Here is a 16,262-nt window from a genome sequence, read left to right on the forward strand (position 1 = left end):
CCAGGGCCCAGGGTCGACAGGCTGACGCCGGTCTTGCCGGTCAGGCGGCCATAGGTGGCGGCCATGAAGCCCGCGGATTGCTCGTGGCGGGTCAGTACCAGCTTGATCTTCGACTTGCGCAGGGATTCCAGCAGGTCGAGGTTTTCCTCACCAGGAATGCCGAACACATACTCGACACCTTCGTTTTCCAGGCATTGCACAACAACGTCAGCGGCTTTGGCCATCTTTCTTGTCTCACCTACGGTCATCGGGATGCACACACGCTCCGGCGCTTGCGTTCGCGCACGGGCGAAGCGGGGCACACAGTGCACTGCAACCCAAATTATTGCAACGCCATTCTATTTTCATTCAAGTTCTGCCGCCGAACGGCCGAAACCATTTCGCCATCACTTCAACCTCCTGATACCCACCCCAGAGGAAAGACATGCGAAAGGTTTCCATTGCGACGCGCTCAACCCTGGCCTTCGGCCTGATCGCCTCGATCATCGTCATCGTCGGTTTGTTCGCGCTGCTGCAGATGTCCCGGGTCGACGCCATCAACCGCAGCATCGAACAAGTCAGCACGCCGACTGCCACGGCGCTCGGCAGCATGCGCGAAGCCGTGCTGGGCATCCGCGTGAACGCGCTCAAGCTGGCGTTCTACCCCAGCGACGCCATGCGCGCCGACAGCAGCCGGCGCCTGGAAATCCAGCTCGGCAAGCTCGCCCAGGCCCAAGCCGCCTACCTGGCCAAGCTGACAGACCCGCAGGAACGCGCGCTGTACCAAGAGGTCGAGCCCTACCTGCAGGCCACCGCACCCGGCATCCGCGAGTTGATCGCACTGGCCAGGGAAGGCCGCGAACATGACATGGTGGCGTTGCTCAACGGGCCACTGCGGGAAAACTCCGAGCAGTCCTTCCCCCGCCTGTATGCCCTGAGCGACGTGAACCAACGCAACATCAACCAGGCCTTCGCCAGCGCCAGCAGCACCTACTCGACCTCGCGCACCAGCGTGGCCCTGTTGATGGCGGTCGCCGCGCTGATCACCATCGGTGTGGCCTGGCTGGTCAGCCGCAGCATCATCCTGCCGATCAACCGCGCGGCGAAGAGTGCCGAGGTGATCGCCTCGGGCGACCTCACCCAGCCGATCGAAAGCGAAGGCCGCGACGAAGTCAGCCGCCTGTTTGGCGCGCTGAAGCAGATGCAGGCGAACCTGCGTGCGGCGATCGATCAGATCGTGCAGTCGGCCTCGGTCATCGCGGCCTCTTCCACGCAACTGAGCGCAGTCACGGTCGAGTCGAACCATAACCTGCAGCAACAGGCCAACGAGATCGAACAGGCCGCATCGGCGGTCACCGAACTCTCCGCCGCCGTGGACGAAGTGGCACGTACCGCGGTCAGCACCTCCCAAGCCTCGGCAGAGTCCCAGGCCGCCAGCCAGGCCGGCAATGCCCGGGTTATCCAGACCGTCGAGGCCATCGAGCTGATGAGTCGGGAGATCCAGCACAGCACGCAACAAGTCGACAACCTGGCCAGCAGCGTGGCCGACATCGCCAAGGTGCTGGACGTGATCCGCAGCATTGCCGAACAGACCAACCTGCTGGCGCTCAACGCGGCCATCGAAGCTGCACGTGCCGGCGAAGCCGGGCGCGGGTTTGCCGTGGTGGCCGATGAAGTACGCGCCCTGGCCCACCGCACCCAGCAGTCGACCCTGGAGATCGAGAGCATGGTCGCCACGATCAGCAGCGAATCGGGCCAGGCCGTGACCGCGATGAACGACAACCGCGCCCGCGCCAGCCACACCTTGCAGGCCGCTCGCGAAGCCGGCCAGGCCCTGGCGCAGATCATCGCGCACATTTCCCGCATCAACGAACAGAACCTGGTGATCGCCAGCGCCGCGGAAGAACAGGCCCAGGTCGCCCGTGAAGTGGATCGCAACCTGATCAATATCCGCGACCTGTCGGCCGTCTCGACCACCCAGGCGGACCAGACCGCTTCGGCCAGCCGGGCCCTGGAGCAACTGGGCAGCCAGCTCAACGCACTGGTCACGCGTTTTCGCACCTGATCCTGAGCAGGGGCGGCAGAAAAATCTTCATTTTTGCAACGTCATTCTATTTAATGCCGTTGCGAGGCATAATGCCGCGCCTCCAGACCCGGCCACACCAGAGCCGACCAGCAAGACCTGATCCTGACCTGAGCGAGCACCCGATGTCCGACACCCCCAACTCACGGCGCGAGTTCCTGCGCCGCAGCGCCATTCTGATTCCCGCCGTCAGCCTGGTGGGCTATGGCGCCCACGAAGCCATCGAAGCGAAAGCCGCGCCTGCCGCACCTGGCAGCGCACCCGCCGAGCCGACAACATCCGAGCGTTATCACCCCACCTTCTTCACCGACAGCGAATGGGCATTCGTCCAGGCCGCCTGCGCGGTGCTGATTCCCGAGGACGAGGAAGGCCCGGGCGCACTGACTGCTGGTGTGCCCGAATTCCTCGACCGGCAGATGGAAACGCCCTACGCCCATGGACGCCTGTGGTACATGCAGGCGCCCTTCATCACCGACCAGCCGGCCGAGCTGGGCTACCAGCTGAAACTGGTACCGCGCGAGCTTTACCGCCTGGGCATCGCCGACCTGGACGCCGCCTGCCTCAAGCAGTTCGGCAAACCCTTCGCGCAACTGGCCGACAGCGTGCAGATCGAGGTGATGAAGCAGCTGGAAAGCGGCAAGTTCGCGCTGGCCCGGGTCCCGGCCGGCAGCTTCTTCGCCCTGCTGCTGAAGAACGTCAAGGAAGGCTATTTCGCCGACCCTATGTACGGCGGCAACAAAGGCATGGCCGCCTGGACCATGCTCGGCTTCCCCGGCGCCCGCGCCGATTTCATGGACTGGATCGACCGCCCGAACCAGCGCTATCCGCTGGGTCCTGTTTCCATCAACGGCCAGCGGGGTTAAAGCAATGGCACAGAAAAAACCTGAAACCGACGTGGTCATCGTCGGCCTCGGCTGGGTCGGCTCGATCATGGCCGCCGAACTCACCGAAGCCGGCCTGAACGTGGTGGCGCTGGAGCGCGGCCCTGACCAGGACACCCCGACCGACGCCAACTACCCGAAGGTGATCGACGAACTGGCCTACACCATCCGCGGCAAGCTCTACCAGGACCTGTCGAAGGAAACCGTCACCATCCGCCACAACCCGGCCGGCGTGGCCCTGCCCTACCGCCAGCAAGGCACCTTCCTGCTCGGCAACGGCGTGGGCGGCGCGGGCTTCCACTGGAACGGCCTGAGCTGGCGGCCGCTGCCCAGCGACCTGAAGCTGCGCAGCCACTACACCGAACGCTACGGCAGCAAGTTCATCCCGGAAGGCATGACCATCCAGGACCACGGCGTGAGCTTCGAGGAGCTCGAACCGTTCTTCACCCGCTTCGAGGAAGTCGCCGGGGTGTCCGGCAGGGCCGGCAACATCAAGGGCCGCCTGCTCGAGGGCGGCAACAAGTTCGAGGGCGCGCGCAGCAAGGAATACCCGCTGCCGCCGCTGAAGAAGGTGTATGGCGAGCAACTGTTCGACAAGGCCGCGCGCAGCCTGGGCTACTCGACCTTCTCGATCCCGGCCGGCAATGCCTCCGCGCCCTACACCAACCCCTACGGCGTGCGCCTGGGCCCGTGCAACTTCTGTGGTTTCTGCGAGAACTATGGCTGCTACATGTATTCCAAGGCCTCGCCGCAGACCACCATCCTTCCCGTCCTGCGCCAGCGGCGCAATTTCGAGATGCGCACCCTGGCACACGTCACCCGGGTCAACCTCGACAGCACGGGCAAGCAGGCCAGCGGCGTGACCTACATCGACGCGCAAGGCAACGAGGTCGAGCAACCGGCACGCCTGGTCATCCTCAGCGCTTTCCAGCTGCACAACGTGCGCCTGTTGCTGCTGTCGAAAATCGGCAAACCCTACGACCCGCACACCGGCGAAGGCGTGGTCGGGCGCAACTACGCTTACCAGATGCTCGGCTCGGTCACCGTGCAGTTACCCAAAGGCACCTACCTCAACCCGTTCATCGGCACCGGCGCCGGTGGCACCGCCATCGACAACTACAACGGCGACAACTTCGACCACAGCGGCCTGGGCTTCCTCGGCGGCGCCAACATCGGCCACCACCGCACCGGCGGCCGCCCGATCGGCCAGACCGGCGTGGCCAAGGGCGAACCGAACTGGGGCAAGGGCTGGAAAAGCGCGGTCAGCGACAACTACCAGCGCAGCATGAGCCTGTACACCCAGGGTTCGGTGATGGCCTACCGCGACACCTACCTGGACCTGGACCCGACCTACAAGGACGCCTTCGGCCAGCCGCTGCTGCGGGTGACCTTCAACTGGCACGACAACGACATCCGCATGTCGCAATACGTGACCGACAAGGCCGCCGAGATCGCCGCCGCGATGAATCCTTCGAGCTACACCGTCAACGCCAAGAAGGTCGGCACCCCCTACGACACGCGCTTCTACCAGAGCACCCACACCACGGGCGGCGCGATCATGGGCAGCGACCCGAAAACCAGCGTGGTCAACCGCTACCTGCAATGCTGGGACGTGCCGAACGTATTCGTCATCGGTGCCTCGGCCTTCCCGCAGAACATCGGCTACAACCCCACCGGCCTGGTCGGCGCGCTGGCCTACTGGTCGGCCAATGCCATCCGCGAGCGCTACCTGAAGAACCCGGGTCGACCACTGGTGGAGGTGTAAATGATGAAGACAATCACCCTGCTGGCCTCGCTGAGCCTAAGCATCAGCACCGCCGCCCTGGCCTCGGGCAACGATGATGCAGCCATCCAGCGCGGCGAGTACCTGGCGCGCGCCGGTGACTGCATGGCCTGCCACACCGCCAAGGGTGGCAAGCCCTACGCCGGCGGCCTGGGCCTGGAAACCCCGATCGGCGCGGTCTACGCCACCAATATCACCCCCGACCGCGAACACGGTATCGGTGGCTACAGCCTGGAGGAATTCGACCAGGCGGTACGCCACGGCATCCGCAAGGATGGCAGCACGCTGTACCCGGCCATGCCCTACCCGTCCTACGCCAAGGTCACCGACCAGGACGTCGCCGACCTGTATGCCTACTTCATGAAAGGCGTGCAGCCGGTGGCCGAGGCCAACCGCGACAGCGACATCCCCTGGCCGATGAGCATGCGCTGGCCCTTGGCCGTGTGGCGCTGGACATTCGCCCCGGCGGTCGCCACCGACGCCGGCAGCACGCCAGACCCACAGCTGGAGCGCGGCCGCTACCTGGTCAACGGCCTCGGCCACTGCGGCAGCTGTCATACCCCGCGCGGCATGGGCATGCAGGAGAAATCCCTGAGCGACCGCGACGGCGATCACTTCCTGGCCGGCGGCGCGCCACTGGAGGGCTGGGTGGCGAAAAACCTGCGCGGCGACACGCACGATGGTTTGGGCAGCTGGAGCACCGATGAGCTCGCACAGTTCCTCAAGACTGGCAGGACCGAGCGCACGGCAGTGTTCGCCAGCATGACCGATGTCATCCAGCACAGCATGCAGCACCTCACCGACGCCGACCGCCTGGCCATCGCCAGCTACCTCAAGAGCCTGCCGCCAGTGGGCCCGGCGCCTGCCATCAACGCCGCCAGCAGCACGACCCGGCAACTGAGCAACATGGACGTGAGCACCCCAGGCGCGCGCACCTACGTCGACAACTGCATGGCCTGCCACCGCAGCGACGGCCGCGGCTACGCCCAGGTGTTCCCGGCCCTGGCCGGCAACCCCGTGCTCAATGGCCAGGATCCGACCTCGCTGATCCATATCGTGCTCGCCGGTGGCTACCTGCCAGGCAACCAGCATGCACCGACCGGCTACGGCATGCCCGGCTTCGCCTGGCGGCTTTCCGATCAGGAAGTGGCGGATGTGGTGACGTTCATTCGCACTGGCTGGGGCAACGCTGGCAACCCCGTGACCGCGAACGAGGTGGCGAAGCTGCGCGCCAACCCTTGATGCAGCCTGCCTGGCCCTTCACCTGAGCGTGGGGCCAGGCGCATTTTTGCAACAACATTTCTATCAATGCATGGCCACACGCCCTTCCCGCTCGTCAACAGCCCTCAAAAAAGCGATGAAAGCAGTCGCCTTTCATCAAGACATGATTTATTTTGAAACGGCATTGCATAAAGCATACAAGATCTGACACCCACGTGTCCCCTTGCCGCCTGGAGTCCCCATGAGCTTTTTCGCTGCCCCGCCGACCGTCGAAACCACCGTCTTCACCCGCCTGCCCGATTGCTTCCGCGACCCGCGCCCGACGGCCTGGGCCAACGCCAATCGCCAGGGGCGTGCCATCGACTCGTTCCTCGAAGGGCCATCGTTCGACCGCCAGGGCCGGCTGTACGTGACCGACATCCCCAACGGGCGGATCTTCCGCATCTCGCCCCAGGGCGAATGGGAGCTGGTGTGCCAGTATGACGGCTGGCCCAATGGCCTGAAGATCCACCAGGACGGGCGTATCTTCATCACCGACTACAAGCGCGGGATCATGCTGCTCGACCCGCAGACCGGCGCCATCGAACCCCTGCTCGACTCGGCCGGCTCCGAAGGCTTCAAGGGCGTCAACGACCTGGTATTCGCACCCAATGGCGACCTGTACTTCACCGACCAGGGCCAGACCGGCCTGCAGGACGCCAGCGGCCGGGTGTACAAACTCGACGCCAGCGGCAACCTGAGCTGCCTGCTGAGCACCATCCCCAGCCCCAACGGCATCGTCTACGACCCGCAGCTCAATCACCTGCTGGTGGCCGTGACCCGTGCCCAGCAGATCTGGCGCATCCCGCTGGGCAACGGCTCGATCGTCGGCAAGGTGGGCGTGTTCGCCCAGCTACATGGCGGCCTGGGCGGGCCCGACGGCCTGGCGCTGGACGCGCAGAGCAACCTGTACATCGCCCATACCGGCTTCGGCTCGGTGTGGAAGCTGTCGAAAATCGCCGAACCGCTGCAGCGCATCGTTTCCTGCGCCGGCATCAGCAACACCAACCTGGCCTTCGGCGGCGCGGACGGGCAGACCCTGTACATCACCGAATCCGAGACCGGCAGCATTCTCCAGGTGCGCACCAGCACTCCAGGGCTGGCGATGTTCTCCCACAGCTGAACCAGCGCCTGTCGGCGCACACAACAACTACAAAAGAGTGACGACATGACCCACGAAACCCCCGCTGCCCAGGCGCCGCTCAGCGACGCCGAGGGCGAACGCCTGATGCGCCGCGTGCTGTGGCGCCTGGTACCGTTCATCTTCATCTGCTACGTGATCAGCTACCTCGACCGCACCAACGTCGGCTTCGCCGCCATCAGCATGAACCAGGACCTGGGCCTGACCGCAACGATGTTCGGCTGGGCGGCCGGCCTGTTCTTCTTCGGCTACTTCATGTTCGAGATCCCCAGCAACCTGCTGATGCAGCGCTTCGGCGCGCGGGTGTGGATTGCGCGGATCATGATCACCTGGGGCCTGATTTCCATGGCCACGGCGTTCGCCACCGGGCCGATCAGCTTCAGCATCGCGCGCTTCCTGCTGGGCCTGGCCGAAGCCGGCTTCACGCCCGGGGTGTACCTGTATTTCACCTACTGGTTCCCAGGCAAGTGGCGCGCCAAGGCCACCGCCGCTTTCCTGCTGGGGATCCCGGTGGCCAACATCGTCGGTTCGCCGCTGTCTGGCTGGCTGATGGAACAGCACGGCGTCTGGGGCTTGAAGAACTGGCAGCTGCTGCTGGTCACCGAGTCGATGCCGGCAGTGTTGCTGGGCATCGCCTGCCTGTTCGTGCTGGTCGACACGCCGAACAAGGCGAAATGGCTCAAGCCGCGGGAAAAGGCCTGGCTGACCCAGCGCCTGGCCCAGGAACAGCAGACCATCGGTGCCACCCACGGCAACACCCTGCGCGCCGCCCTGACCAACCCCAAGGTGTTCACCCTGGCGGCCATCAACTTCTGCTGCATCGTCGGCTCGATCGGCATCGGCCTCTGGCTGCCACAGATCATCAAGGGCCTGGGCATCGCCAGCGGCGTGGTCGGCTTCGTGGTCGCGCTGCCCTACCTGCTCGGCGCCGTGGCCATGACGCTGTGGGCGCGCCTGGCCAACCGCAGCCGCCATCGCCTGCCCTACGTGGTCAGCGCGCTGGCCTTGGCCGCCGTCGCCCTGGTTGCCGCCGCACTGCTCGAGCCGCCGGTCTTGAAGATCGGCAGCCTGTGCGTGGCCGTGGCCAGCATCCTGTCGTTCCAGGCCACGTTCTGGGCGATCCCTTCGACCTTCCTCACCGGCCGCGCCGCTGCCGGGGGCCTGGCGATGATCGTCTCGATCGGCAACCTGGGTGGCTTTACCGGGCCGTTCCTGATCGGCCTGATCAAGGACGCGACCCACAGCTTCACCCTGCCGTTCTTCGCCGTGGCCTCGATCCTGCTGATCGGCACCTGCCTGATGCTCTGGCTGGGTGACCCGGCCAAGCAGCAAACGCCACAGGGCCAGTGCCAGTCGGCCTGAGCGCTCAGGGGCGGCGGCGCAGCCCGTACTGCCCCAGTAGCCCCAGCACCAGCACCGCGCCGGCGATCCCCAGGGTCGCCGGCGCGCCCCAACGGGCGGCGATCAGGCCTGCAGCCATGCCACCCAAGGCCTCGAAGCCGAACCGCATGGCGATGTAGAACGCGATCACCCGGCCGCGCAACTGGCTCGGTGCGCCGCTTTGCAACTGCATGTTGGTGCTGACATTGCTCAGGGTGATGCCAAAGCCCAGCACCGCCAGCGCCAACAGCGCCAGCAGCAGCTCATCCGCCAGCCACAGGCCGACCAGGGCGACCGCGCACGACAGCGCCCCGGCATCGGTGAACCGGCGCAGGCGGGGCATGGCACCGCCCACCGCCAGCACCAGGGTCGCCACGAACGCACCGGCCCCCGCCGCACCCCATAACCAGCCGAGCACGCGTGCATCACCGGCAAACACGCCCTTGGCCAGGATCGGCAACAGCGCCGCATAGCAGGAGGCCAGCAGGTTGACCATGATCACGTTGACCAGCAGCTGGCGAACGTTGCGGGTCTGCCACATATAGGCCAGGCCCTCGCGGAACACCTGCGCGGTCGAGCCACTGGCCTTTGGGCTGGTGCTGCCACGGACCTTCATCAGGCCACCCAGCAGCGCCAGGAACGCCACGGCAGTCAGGGCGAAGCAAGCCGCCTCGCCGGCCAGGGCAATCAGCGCCCCGGCCAGCGGCGGGCCGACGAAGCGCGCCGCATTGATCAGCATGGCATTGAGCACCAGTGCGTTCGGCAGGTCGGCCGGGTCGTCGACGAAGCTGCCGATCAGCGCCTGGCGCAGCGGTGTTTCCAGGGCATTGAGCAGGCCCAGCAGCAGCGCCATGCCCGCGATGAACGGCCCGTCGACCCAGCCCCGCCAGGTGGCGAGCGCCAGCACCAGCGACTGCACGATCAGCAACATCTGCACGACGATCAGCAGGCGGCGTTTGTCGTGGCGGTCGATCCAGGCACCGGCCAACGGGCCGATGAGCAACTGCGGCGCCAGCGAAAGAAAGGTGATCAGCCCCAGCAGAACCGCCGAGCCTGTCAGGTGATAGGCCAGCCAGGCCAGGGCCACCTGCTGCACCCACTTGCCCAGCGTGGAAACGCCCTGGCCGGTGAAATAGATCTGGAAATTGCGGTGGGCGAGCGCCCTGACGGCCGTGGGCCAGTTGGAACGATGTGGCGACGATGAATCGGACAAGTCTGCGAACCTCAAGAGACCCACACCCGGCACCGACCCATCGCCACGGCGCACCCCATCGCAAGGTGCGCCGCCGTGCAGGATCAGCCTGGCAGCAGGCAGCCTTTCTTCTTCAAGGACTCCAGGACCCAGGAGCGGTCGTTGGTGCCTTGGGCGATATGTTCCATCTGAGCGGTTTCGGCAGCGTGCTTGGCCGTGGCGCCGGCATAGACGTCGGCGACGTGATCGTACGGAATGCACAGCAAGCCGTCGTCATCACCGATCACCAGGTCGCCGGGCTCGATCACCATACCATCAATGGCGATCGGCACGTTGATCTCGCCCGGGCCGTCCTTGTACGGACCACGGTGCGAGACGCCGGCGGCGAACAGCGGGAAGTCACCAGCGCCGATATTGGCCGCATCACGGATCGCGCCATTGATGACGATACCGGCCACGCCACGCTTGACCGCGTAAGCCACCATCATTTCGCCGATCAGGGCGTTGCTCAGGTCGCCGCCGGCATCCACCACGATCACATCGCCCGGCTGAGCGATGTCGATGGCGTAGTGCAGCATGAGGTTGTCACCTGGGCGCGCTTTCACGGTGAGGGCCGGGCCGCACAGCACACCCTCGCGGTGCATGGGCCGCAGGCGGGCACCGCCGGCGGTCATGCGGTTCATCGAGTCGCTGACGTTGGCGACCGGAACCTCGCGGAAGCGCGCTACCCATTCATCGCCGACTTTGCGTGCGCGTTCAAGCACTTGGAAGCCAATGCTCATGTGACATACCTCTATTGGTGTTATTCGATGTCGTCGGCGGCTGCCGAATCTGTTTTTAGAATGTCATTTCAATTCAGCTTTATCAATGGCTTTTTAAGGTCGCATTGCCACAGGCGACGAGATGCATTTTTATTTTCTTGCAACGCCATTTCATTCTGGTAGGGTTATTTCATCGCCGCTGCTGTGCGGTCGCGACTGCCCCTGACAAGAACAAGGTATCCACGATGTCCCGTACCCTTCTGCTTACCGGCCCTGAACTGGCCGCCGAGGCCATGCAACTTGCCGCCGAACAGGGCGTCAGGGTCGTGCCCACCACGCCTTACCTGCCGGCCGAAGAGCTGGAAGCCATCATCCGCGCGGAACAGCCCGATGCCATCGTGGTCCGCCAGGGCAACCTGACCCGCGCGATGATCGAGGCTTCGCCCAAGCTGCAAGTGATCGCCAAGCATGGCGTGGGCTACAACACCATCGACATCCAGGCCGCCGCCGACCGCGCCATCCCGGTGTCGATCGCAGTGGGCGCCAACGCCCAGTCGGTGGCCGAACACGCCTTTGCGCTGATGTTCAGCGTCGCCCGGCAGACCGCCCTGCTCGATGCGCGCATGCGTGACGGCCACTGGGACAAGGCCTCGGCCAACGGCATCGAGCTGTCCGGCAAGACCCTCGGCCTGGTCGGCCTGGGCTCGATCGGCAGCATCCTGATGGACCTGGTGGCGCCGCTGCGCATGAAGGTCAAGGTGTTCGACCCTTACCTCAAGCAACTGCCGGAGCGCCCGCACGTCGAGCGCGAAGAGGATTTCGATCGCCTGCTGGCCGAAAGCGATATCATCAGCCTGCATTGCCCGCTGACCGAGACCAACCACAACCTGATCGGTGCCGCCCAGCTCGCGCGCATGCGCCCGGGCGCGATCCTGATCAACACCGCCCGTGGCGAGCTGATCGACACCGCCGCCCTGGTGCAGGCGCTCAGCGAACGGCGCATCGCCGGCGCCGGCCTGGACACCTTCAACCCTGAGCCACCGCCTGCCGACAGCCCGCTGTGGGGCCTGCCGACCCTGGTCGCCACGCCGCATGTCGGCGCCAACACCAGCGAGGCCCGCGACCGTGTCGGCCTGGTGGCCCTGCGGCAGATTCTCGACGTCTGGGCGGGCCAGGACCTGGATCCGCGTTGCGTGGTCAACCGCCACCTGTTCGCCAGCTGACCGCACCCACTGTTCGCGCGCCGGCTCTGGGCACAGCGGCGCGTTCACCACGCTTCACTCCAGAAAAACAACAATTGGAGAGCAACATGACTTCAGCAACCTCCGCGCCGGACGAGCTCGAACGCAGCACCATGCGTCGCGTCGCCTGGCGCCTGCTGCCCTTCCTGATCATCTGCTACCTGATCGCGATCATCGACCGCGGCAACATCGGCATGGCCTCGCTGCAGATGAACCACGACCTGCAGCTTTCGGCCAAGGTCTTCGGCTTCGCCAGCAGCCTGTTCTTCTTCTCCTACTTCCTGGTCGAAGTACCCAGCAACCTGGCCATGCAGCGGTACGGCGCACGCCTGTGGATCGCCCGCATCATGGTCACCTGGGGCCTGATTTCCGCTGGCACCGCGTTCGTCCAGGGCGCCAACTCGCTGTACGTGATGCGCTTCCTGCTCGGCGCCGCCGAGGCCGGGTTCTTCCCGGGCGTGCTGCTGTACCTCACCTACTGGCTGCCATCGGCCTACCGGGCACGCATGGTGGCGCTGTTCATGGTGGCCATCCCGGCGGCCAACTTCATCGGCTCGCCGTTGTCCGGCCTGCTGCTGAGCCTGGACGGCTGGATGGGCATGCGCGGCTGGCACTGGCTGTTCATCCTCGAAGGCATCCCTGCCGTGCTGCTGGGCATCGCCTGCCTGTTCGTGCTCACCGACCGCCCCGAGCAGGCCAAGTGGCTGAGCGACGAGCAGCGCGGCTGGCTGACCCAGCGCCTGGCCAGCGAAGCCGCGAAGAAAACCGCCATCGGCCATATCTCGCTGTGGAAACTGCTGCGCCACAAGGACATCTGGGTGCTGGCGCTGATCTACTCCGGCGCCTCCGCCGCCGGCAGCACCATGAGCGTGTGGGCGCCGCAGTTGCTCAAGACCTTCGGCCTCAGCGCCCTGGAGATCGGCCTGGTAAACGCCATCCCCTACGGCATCGCCTCGGTGCTGATGATCATCTGGGGACGCAGTTCCGACCGCACCGGCGAGCGCCGCTGGCACACGGCGATGACCATGCTGCTGATCGCCGCCGGCCTGCTGATGACCCTGTTCACCTCCTCGCTGCCGGCCACGGTGGTGATGCTGACCATGGTGCTGGTGGGTGCCTACTCGATGAAGGGCCCGTTCTGGGCGCTGGTCTCGGGCTGGCTGTCGTCGTCCACCGCCGCGGCCGGGCTGGCCGCCGTGGGTGCCATGGCCAACCTGATCGGTGGCGGCCTGATGGTCAACGCCTACGGCGCCATCCACGACGCCACCGGCAGCTACGCCCTGGCGCTGATGCCGCTGGCGGCGCTGTGCACCCTGGCCGGCATCGCGGTGCTGGTGATCGGCCGCAAGCGCCAGCGCGAGCAGGCTGACGCGGCAACGGCAGTCACGCCGCGGTAAATCCTGCACGCTGCATGACGATGCCCACGCCCCCCCCAGGGAACGTGGGCATCGTTCTTTTCATCACAACAATAACGAGGAAGACCAATGACCTTGTCCCGACGCCGGTTCCTGCAGGCCGGAGGCGTGCTGGGCGCCGCCGCCTCCATGGGCGCCATGGCCAATGTACCGTTCAGCCAAGGCGACACCCCGCCGCGCCTGCTCCCACCGGTCGGCAGTGTCGACTGCCACATGCACCTCTACGACAGCCGCGTTCCCGCCGCCCCCGGTGCCACCCTGCTGCCGGCGGATGCCTCGCTGGAAGACTACCGCCAGTTGCAGCAACGCCTGGGCATCCGCCGCATGGTCATCGTCACGCCGTCGACCTACGGCACCGACAATCGGGTGATGCTCGACGGCCTGCTGCGCAGCCGTGGCGATGCCAGGGGTGTTGCGGTGGTGGCAAGCTCGATCACCGACACCGAGCTGGGCGAACTGCATCAGGCTGGCGTGCGCGGCATCCGCTTCAACCTCAGCGTCGGCAGCCAGGCGCTCGACGGTATCGAAAAGCTGGCGGCACGGGTCGATGAGCTGGGCTGGAACGTGCAGGTCGCACCCGGCCCCTTGCTGCCCGAGGTGGCTCCGCGGTTGCTGGCCCTGCCGGCCAAGGTGGTCATCGACCACATGGGGCACGTGCCGCAACCGGAAGGGGTGAAATCCGCAGCGTACGCGGCACTGGTACGGCTGCTGGACAGCGACCGGGGTTGGGTCAAGCTCTCGGCACCCTACCTGCGCTCGAAAAGCGGGGCACCGCTGTTCGAGGATGTGGGGCGCGTGGCCACCGCGCTGATCAGCCACCGGCCCGATCGCATGCTGTGGGGCAGTGACTGGCCGCACCCGACGCTTGCCAGCGAGCACAAGCCCGATGACGGGCTGATTCTCGACCGGCTGATGGCCTGGGCGCCGGAAGCCGGCACCCAGACCTCGATCCTGCGCGACAACCCGGTCCGGCTTTACGATTTCTGACTGTTCAGGTGGTGTCGGTAGTGGCGGGCAAAACAGCCTTCAGCGGCGAAATCGATGCCTTGCACAGGCTTCGATAGTCACTATCGACAACACCAATTTCTACCCACCGCTGCCAGCCCATAACCTGACTCCATCGATTGCCATTAACCGAATCCTGGAGCTACCCGATGAACACCCCGGCCCGCCTGCTGCTCGCTGCCCTCACCGCCACCGCCATCAGCGTGCTGACCGGCTGCGCCGCCAACCATCCCGAACTGCGCGGCTACACCGCCGAGGAAACCCGCCACCTGCAGCTCGAAGCGATCCAGCGTCAGGGCCTGTCGCTGGACGAGTACGAACTGCGCAAACGGGTGATCCTGCGTGCCGCCGAACCCCAGGTGGTGACTGAAGTCGCCGAACCTCGGCCGGCAATCAAAGGCTGAGTGGAAAGCCACTTCATCGAAACTTCCGAAGCACTGGCAAACCGGGGTATCCTCTGCCGCTCAAGCGCAAGCCTTCCAGGACGGTGACCATGACCAGGCCCTTTCTCTTGTTGAGCGCGGTCCTCTTCTTCAGCCCGTTGCTACAGGCCCAGCAGATCCAGCGGCAACTGGGCGATTTCGACTTCAAGCTCGGCACCACGCCCTCGCGCAGCATGGCCCAGGGGCTGATTTCACCGAGCGCGGTCGGCGCCTTCCACGGCGGCCTCGACCTCAGCCACCCCAGCGGCTGGTACCTCGGCCAGTACGCCCCGAGCATGGGCGTGACGCCCGACTCGACCCTGCGCCTGGACAGCTACCTGGGCTACAAGCACCATTTCGACAGCACCCTGGGCTACGAGGTAGGGCTGATCCACTACAGCCAGCCGAACCTCGCCGGGCCCGACAGCTATGCGCTGTATGGCGGCCTCTCGATCCTCGGCAGCCGCATCGGCGGTGCCTGGCGCGACAACCCCGACAACCGCACCGGCACCCTGTTCGCCGACTTCGGCCACCTGCCGCTGTTCGACGTCGACCTCACCGTCAAGGTCGCCCACCACCGCCTGGGCACACCCTTCACCATCGGCGACGGCAGCCAGGTCAGCGCCTTCTCCGACTGGTCGCTGGAGCTGTCGCGACCGTGGCTGGGCCTGGACCTCAACCTGATCTACAGCAACTCCGACCTCAGCGGCGGCGGCTGCGATGCCTACGCAGGCATCAACACCTACTGCGAGAGCGTGGTCACCCTCAAGGCCCAGCGCAGCTTCTTCTAACGCCCCTTGCCCGGCAGCAGCGCCAGCGCCACGCCGCCCAGGACCACCAACGAGGCGGCCAGCAGGCGCAGCGACATCGGCTCGCCGATCAGCACCACCCCGCCCAGCGTGGCGATGACCGGCACACTGAGCTGCATCGTCGCCGCCTGCTGGGCGCTGACCTGCTTGACCACGCCGTACCACACCGCATACCCCGCCCCGGAGGCCAGCACGCCCGAGGCCATGGCGAACAGCAGGCCGACCGGGGTGACGTGGGTGCACGCCAGCAGCGCCATGACACCGCCCAACACCAGCAGCAGCGGCAAGCTGCGCAGGAAATTTCCGGCGGTGTCGGCCAGCGGGTCAGGCGAGCCCTTGCCCAGCAGCGAATAAGCGCCCCAGGCTACGCCAGATGCCGCCATCACCAGCGCACTCAGCAGCGGCGGCGCTTCAGCGCCCGGCAGCAGTAGCATCACCAGGCCGGCAAAGGCAATCGCCATGCCGAGCAGTGTTCGTGGGCTGAGGCGTTCGCGCTTGAGCCAGGCGAAGGCGAACATGGTGATCTGCACCGCGCCGAACAGCACCAGCGCGCCGACGCCGGCCCCCAGCTGCAGGTACGCCACGGAAAACAGGTAGGCATAGAGGTACAACGCCAGCCCGCCCTTCCAGCTGCCTCCCAAGGCCTGGCCTGGCCTGCGCAGACGCATCAGCAGGAGCAGGAACGCCGCCCCGCTGGCCAGGCGCAGCACGGTGAACGACTCGGCATCGATCGCCCCGTCACGCAGGGCCAGGCGGCAGAAGATCGAGTTGGCGGCGAAGGCCACCAGGCTGAACAGCGCGGGCCAGAGCCAGGCGCTGTTGCCATGGCGGGCGCTGCTGGTGGTGCGGATGCTCATGGTGTTGACACCTCTGAGAGAGAAGTTCGTATCGATGGCAAAGTTAGCCGATC

14 protein-coding genes and 2 pseudogenes are annotated in these 16,262 nt (G+C 65.9%); 12 read left to right on the forward strand and 4 right to left on the reverse strand.

The window, feature by feature from the left end:
* On the reverse strand, positions 1 to 224 hold a 224-nt coding region (locus tag ACIP21_RS27060), incomplete at its 3' end, for a thiamine pyrophosphate-binding protein (RefSeq protein WP_400694442.1).
* A gap of 200 nt (positions 225 to 424) precedes the next feature.
* Between ACIP21_RS27060 and ACIP21_RS27065 the strand changes: the two are divergent.
* The 7 genes and pseudogenes from ACIP21_RS27065 to ACIP21_RS27095 form a co-directional block, all read left to right on the forward strand.
* Positions 425 to 1,189 (forward strand): annotated as a pseudogene (locus ACIP21_RS27065) (MCP four helix bundle domain-containing protein); the annotation flags it as partial.
* 168 nt (positions 1,190 to 1,357) lie between these two features.
* Positions 1,358 to 2,044: pseudogene (locus tag ACIP21_RS27070) on the forward strand (methyl-accepting chemotaxis protein); the annotation flags it as partial.
* 143 nt (positions 2,045 to 2,187) lie between these two features.
* Positions 2,188 to 2,925 (forward strand): gluconate 2-dehydrogenase subunit 3 family protein, encoded by a 738-nt coding sequence (locus tag ACIP21_RS27075; RefSeq protein WP_400694443.1) that lies wholly within the window; start codon positions 2,188 to 2,190, stop codon positions 2,923 to 2,925.
* Positions 2,926 to 2,929: 4 nt separating this feature from the next.
* Positions 2,930 to 4,708 carry a GMC family oxidoreductase gene (locus ACIP21_RS27080; protein ID WP_400694445.1) on the forward strand — a complete coding sequence of 593 codons (1,779 nt, stop codon included), beginning with the start codon at positions 2,930 to 2,932 and terminating at the stop codon, positions 4,706 to 4,708.
* A gap of 3 nt (positions 4,709 to 4,711) precedes the next feature.
* Positions 4,712 to 5,968, forward strand: coding sequence for a c-type cytochrome (locus ACIP21_RS27085; RefSeq protein ID WP_400694583.1), 1,257 nt, complete (start codon positions 4,712 to 4,714; stop codon positions 5,966 to 5,968).
* 220 nt (positions 5,969 to 6,188) lie between these two features.
* Positions 6,189 to 7,109 (forward strand): SMP-30/gluconolactonase/LRE family protein, encoded by a 921-nt coding sequence (locus tag ACIP21_RS27090; protein WP_400694446.1) that lies wholly within the window; start codon positions 6,189 to 6,191, stop codon positions 7,107 to 7,109.
* A gap of 45 nt (positions 7,110 to 7,154) precedes the next feature.
* Positions 7,155 to 8,489 carry an MFS transporter gene (locus ACIP21_RS27095; protein WP_400694448.1) on the forward strand — a complete coding sequence of 445 codons (1,335 nt, stop codon included), beginning with the start codon at positions 7,155 to 7,157 and terminating at the stop codon, positions 8,487 to 8,489.
* 4 nt (positions 8,490 to 8,493) lie between these two features.
* Here the strand turns inward: ACIP21_RS27095 and ACIP21_RS27100 are convergent, their stop codons facing one another.
* Entirely contained in the window at positions 8,494 to 9,720 is a 1,227-nt protein-coding gene (locus ACIP21_RS27100) for an MFS transporter (RefSeq protein WP_400694450.1), read from the reverse strand.
* A gap of 83 nt (positions 9,721 to 9,803) precedes the next feature.
* Complete coding sequence (locus tag ACIP21_RS27105) at positions 9,804 to 10,481, reverse strand: RraA family protein (protein WP_400694452.1); 678 nt, start codon at positions 10,479 to 10,481, stop codon at positions 9,804 to 9,806.
* A 224-nt stretch (positions 10,482 to 10,705) separates the two neighbouring features.
* On the opposite strand from ACIP21_RS27105, the gene ACIP21_RS27110 reads away from it, so the two are divergent.
* The 5 genes from ACIP21_RS27110 (at position 10,706) to ACIP21_RS27130 (ending at position 15,334) form a co-directional block, all read left to right on the forward strand.
* Entirely contained in the window at positions 10,706 to 11,683 is a 978-nt protein-coding gene (locus ACIP21_RS27110) for a hydroxyacid dehydrogenase (RefSeq protein ID WP_400694454.1), read from the forward strand.
* Positions 11,684 to 11,769: 86 nt separating this feature from the next.
* Positions 11,770 to 13,098 carry an MFS transporter gene (locus tag ACIP21_RS27115; RefSeq protein ID WP_400694455.1) on the forward strand — a complete coding sequence of 443 codons (1,329 nt, stop codon included), beginning with the start codon at positions 11,770 to 11,772 and terminating at the stop codon, positions 13,096 to 13,098.
* Between the two features lie 87 nt (positions 13,099 to 13,185).
* A complete protein-coding gene (locus tag ACIP21_RS27120) occupies positions 13,186 to 14,103 on the forward strand; it encodes an amidohydrolase family protein (RefSeq protein ID WP_400694457.1) in 918 nt (305 codons plus the stop codon).
* A gap of 167 nt (positions 14,104 to 14,270) precedes the next feature.
* Positions 14,271 to 14,525, forward strand: coding sequence for a hypothetical protein (locus ACIP21_RS27125; protein WP_400694459.1), 255 nt, complete (start codon positions 14,271 to 14,273; stop codon positions 14,523 to 14,525).
* A gap of 89 nt (positions 14,526 to 14,614) precedes the next feature.
* Positions 14,615 to 15,334, forward strand: a complete 720-nt coding sequence (locus ACIP21_RS27130; protein WP_400694461.1) for a TorF family putative porin — start codon at positions 14,615 to 14,617, stop codon at positions 15,332 to 15,334.
* Here the strand turns inward: ACIP21_RS27130 and ACIP21_RS27135 are convergent.
* Positions 15,331 to 16,209 carry a DMT family transporter gene (locus ACIP21_RS27135; protein ID WP_400694463.1) on the reverse strand — a complete coding sequence of 293 codons (879 nt, stop codon included), beginning with the start codon at positions 16,207 to 16,209 and terminating at the stop codon, positions 15,331 to 15,333. The genes ACIP21_RS27130 and ACIP21_RS27135 overlap by 4 nt on opposite strands.
* Positions 16,210 to 16,262 lie beyond the last annotated feature (53 nt).

The sequence above is a fragment of the Pseudomonas sp. NPDC089401 genome (assembly GCF_044749485.1).
Taxonomy (GTDB): Bacteria; Pseudomonadota; Gammaproteobacteria; order Pseudomonadales; family Pseudomonadaceae; genus Aquipseudomonas.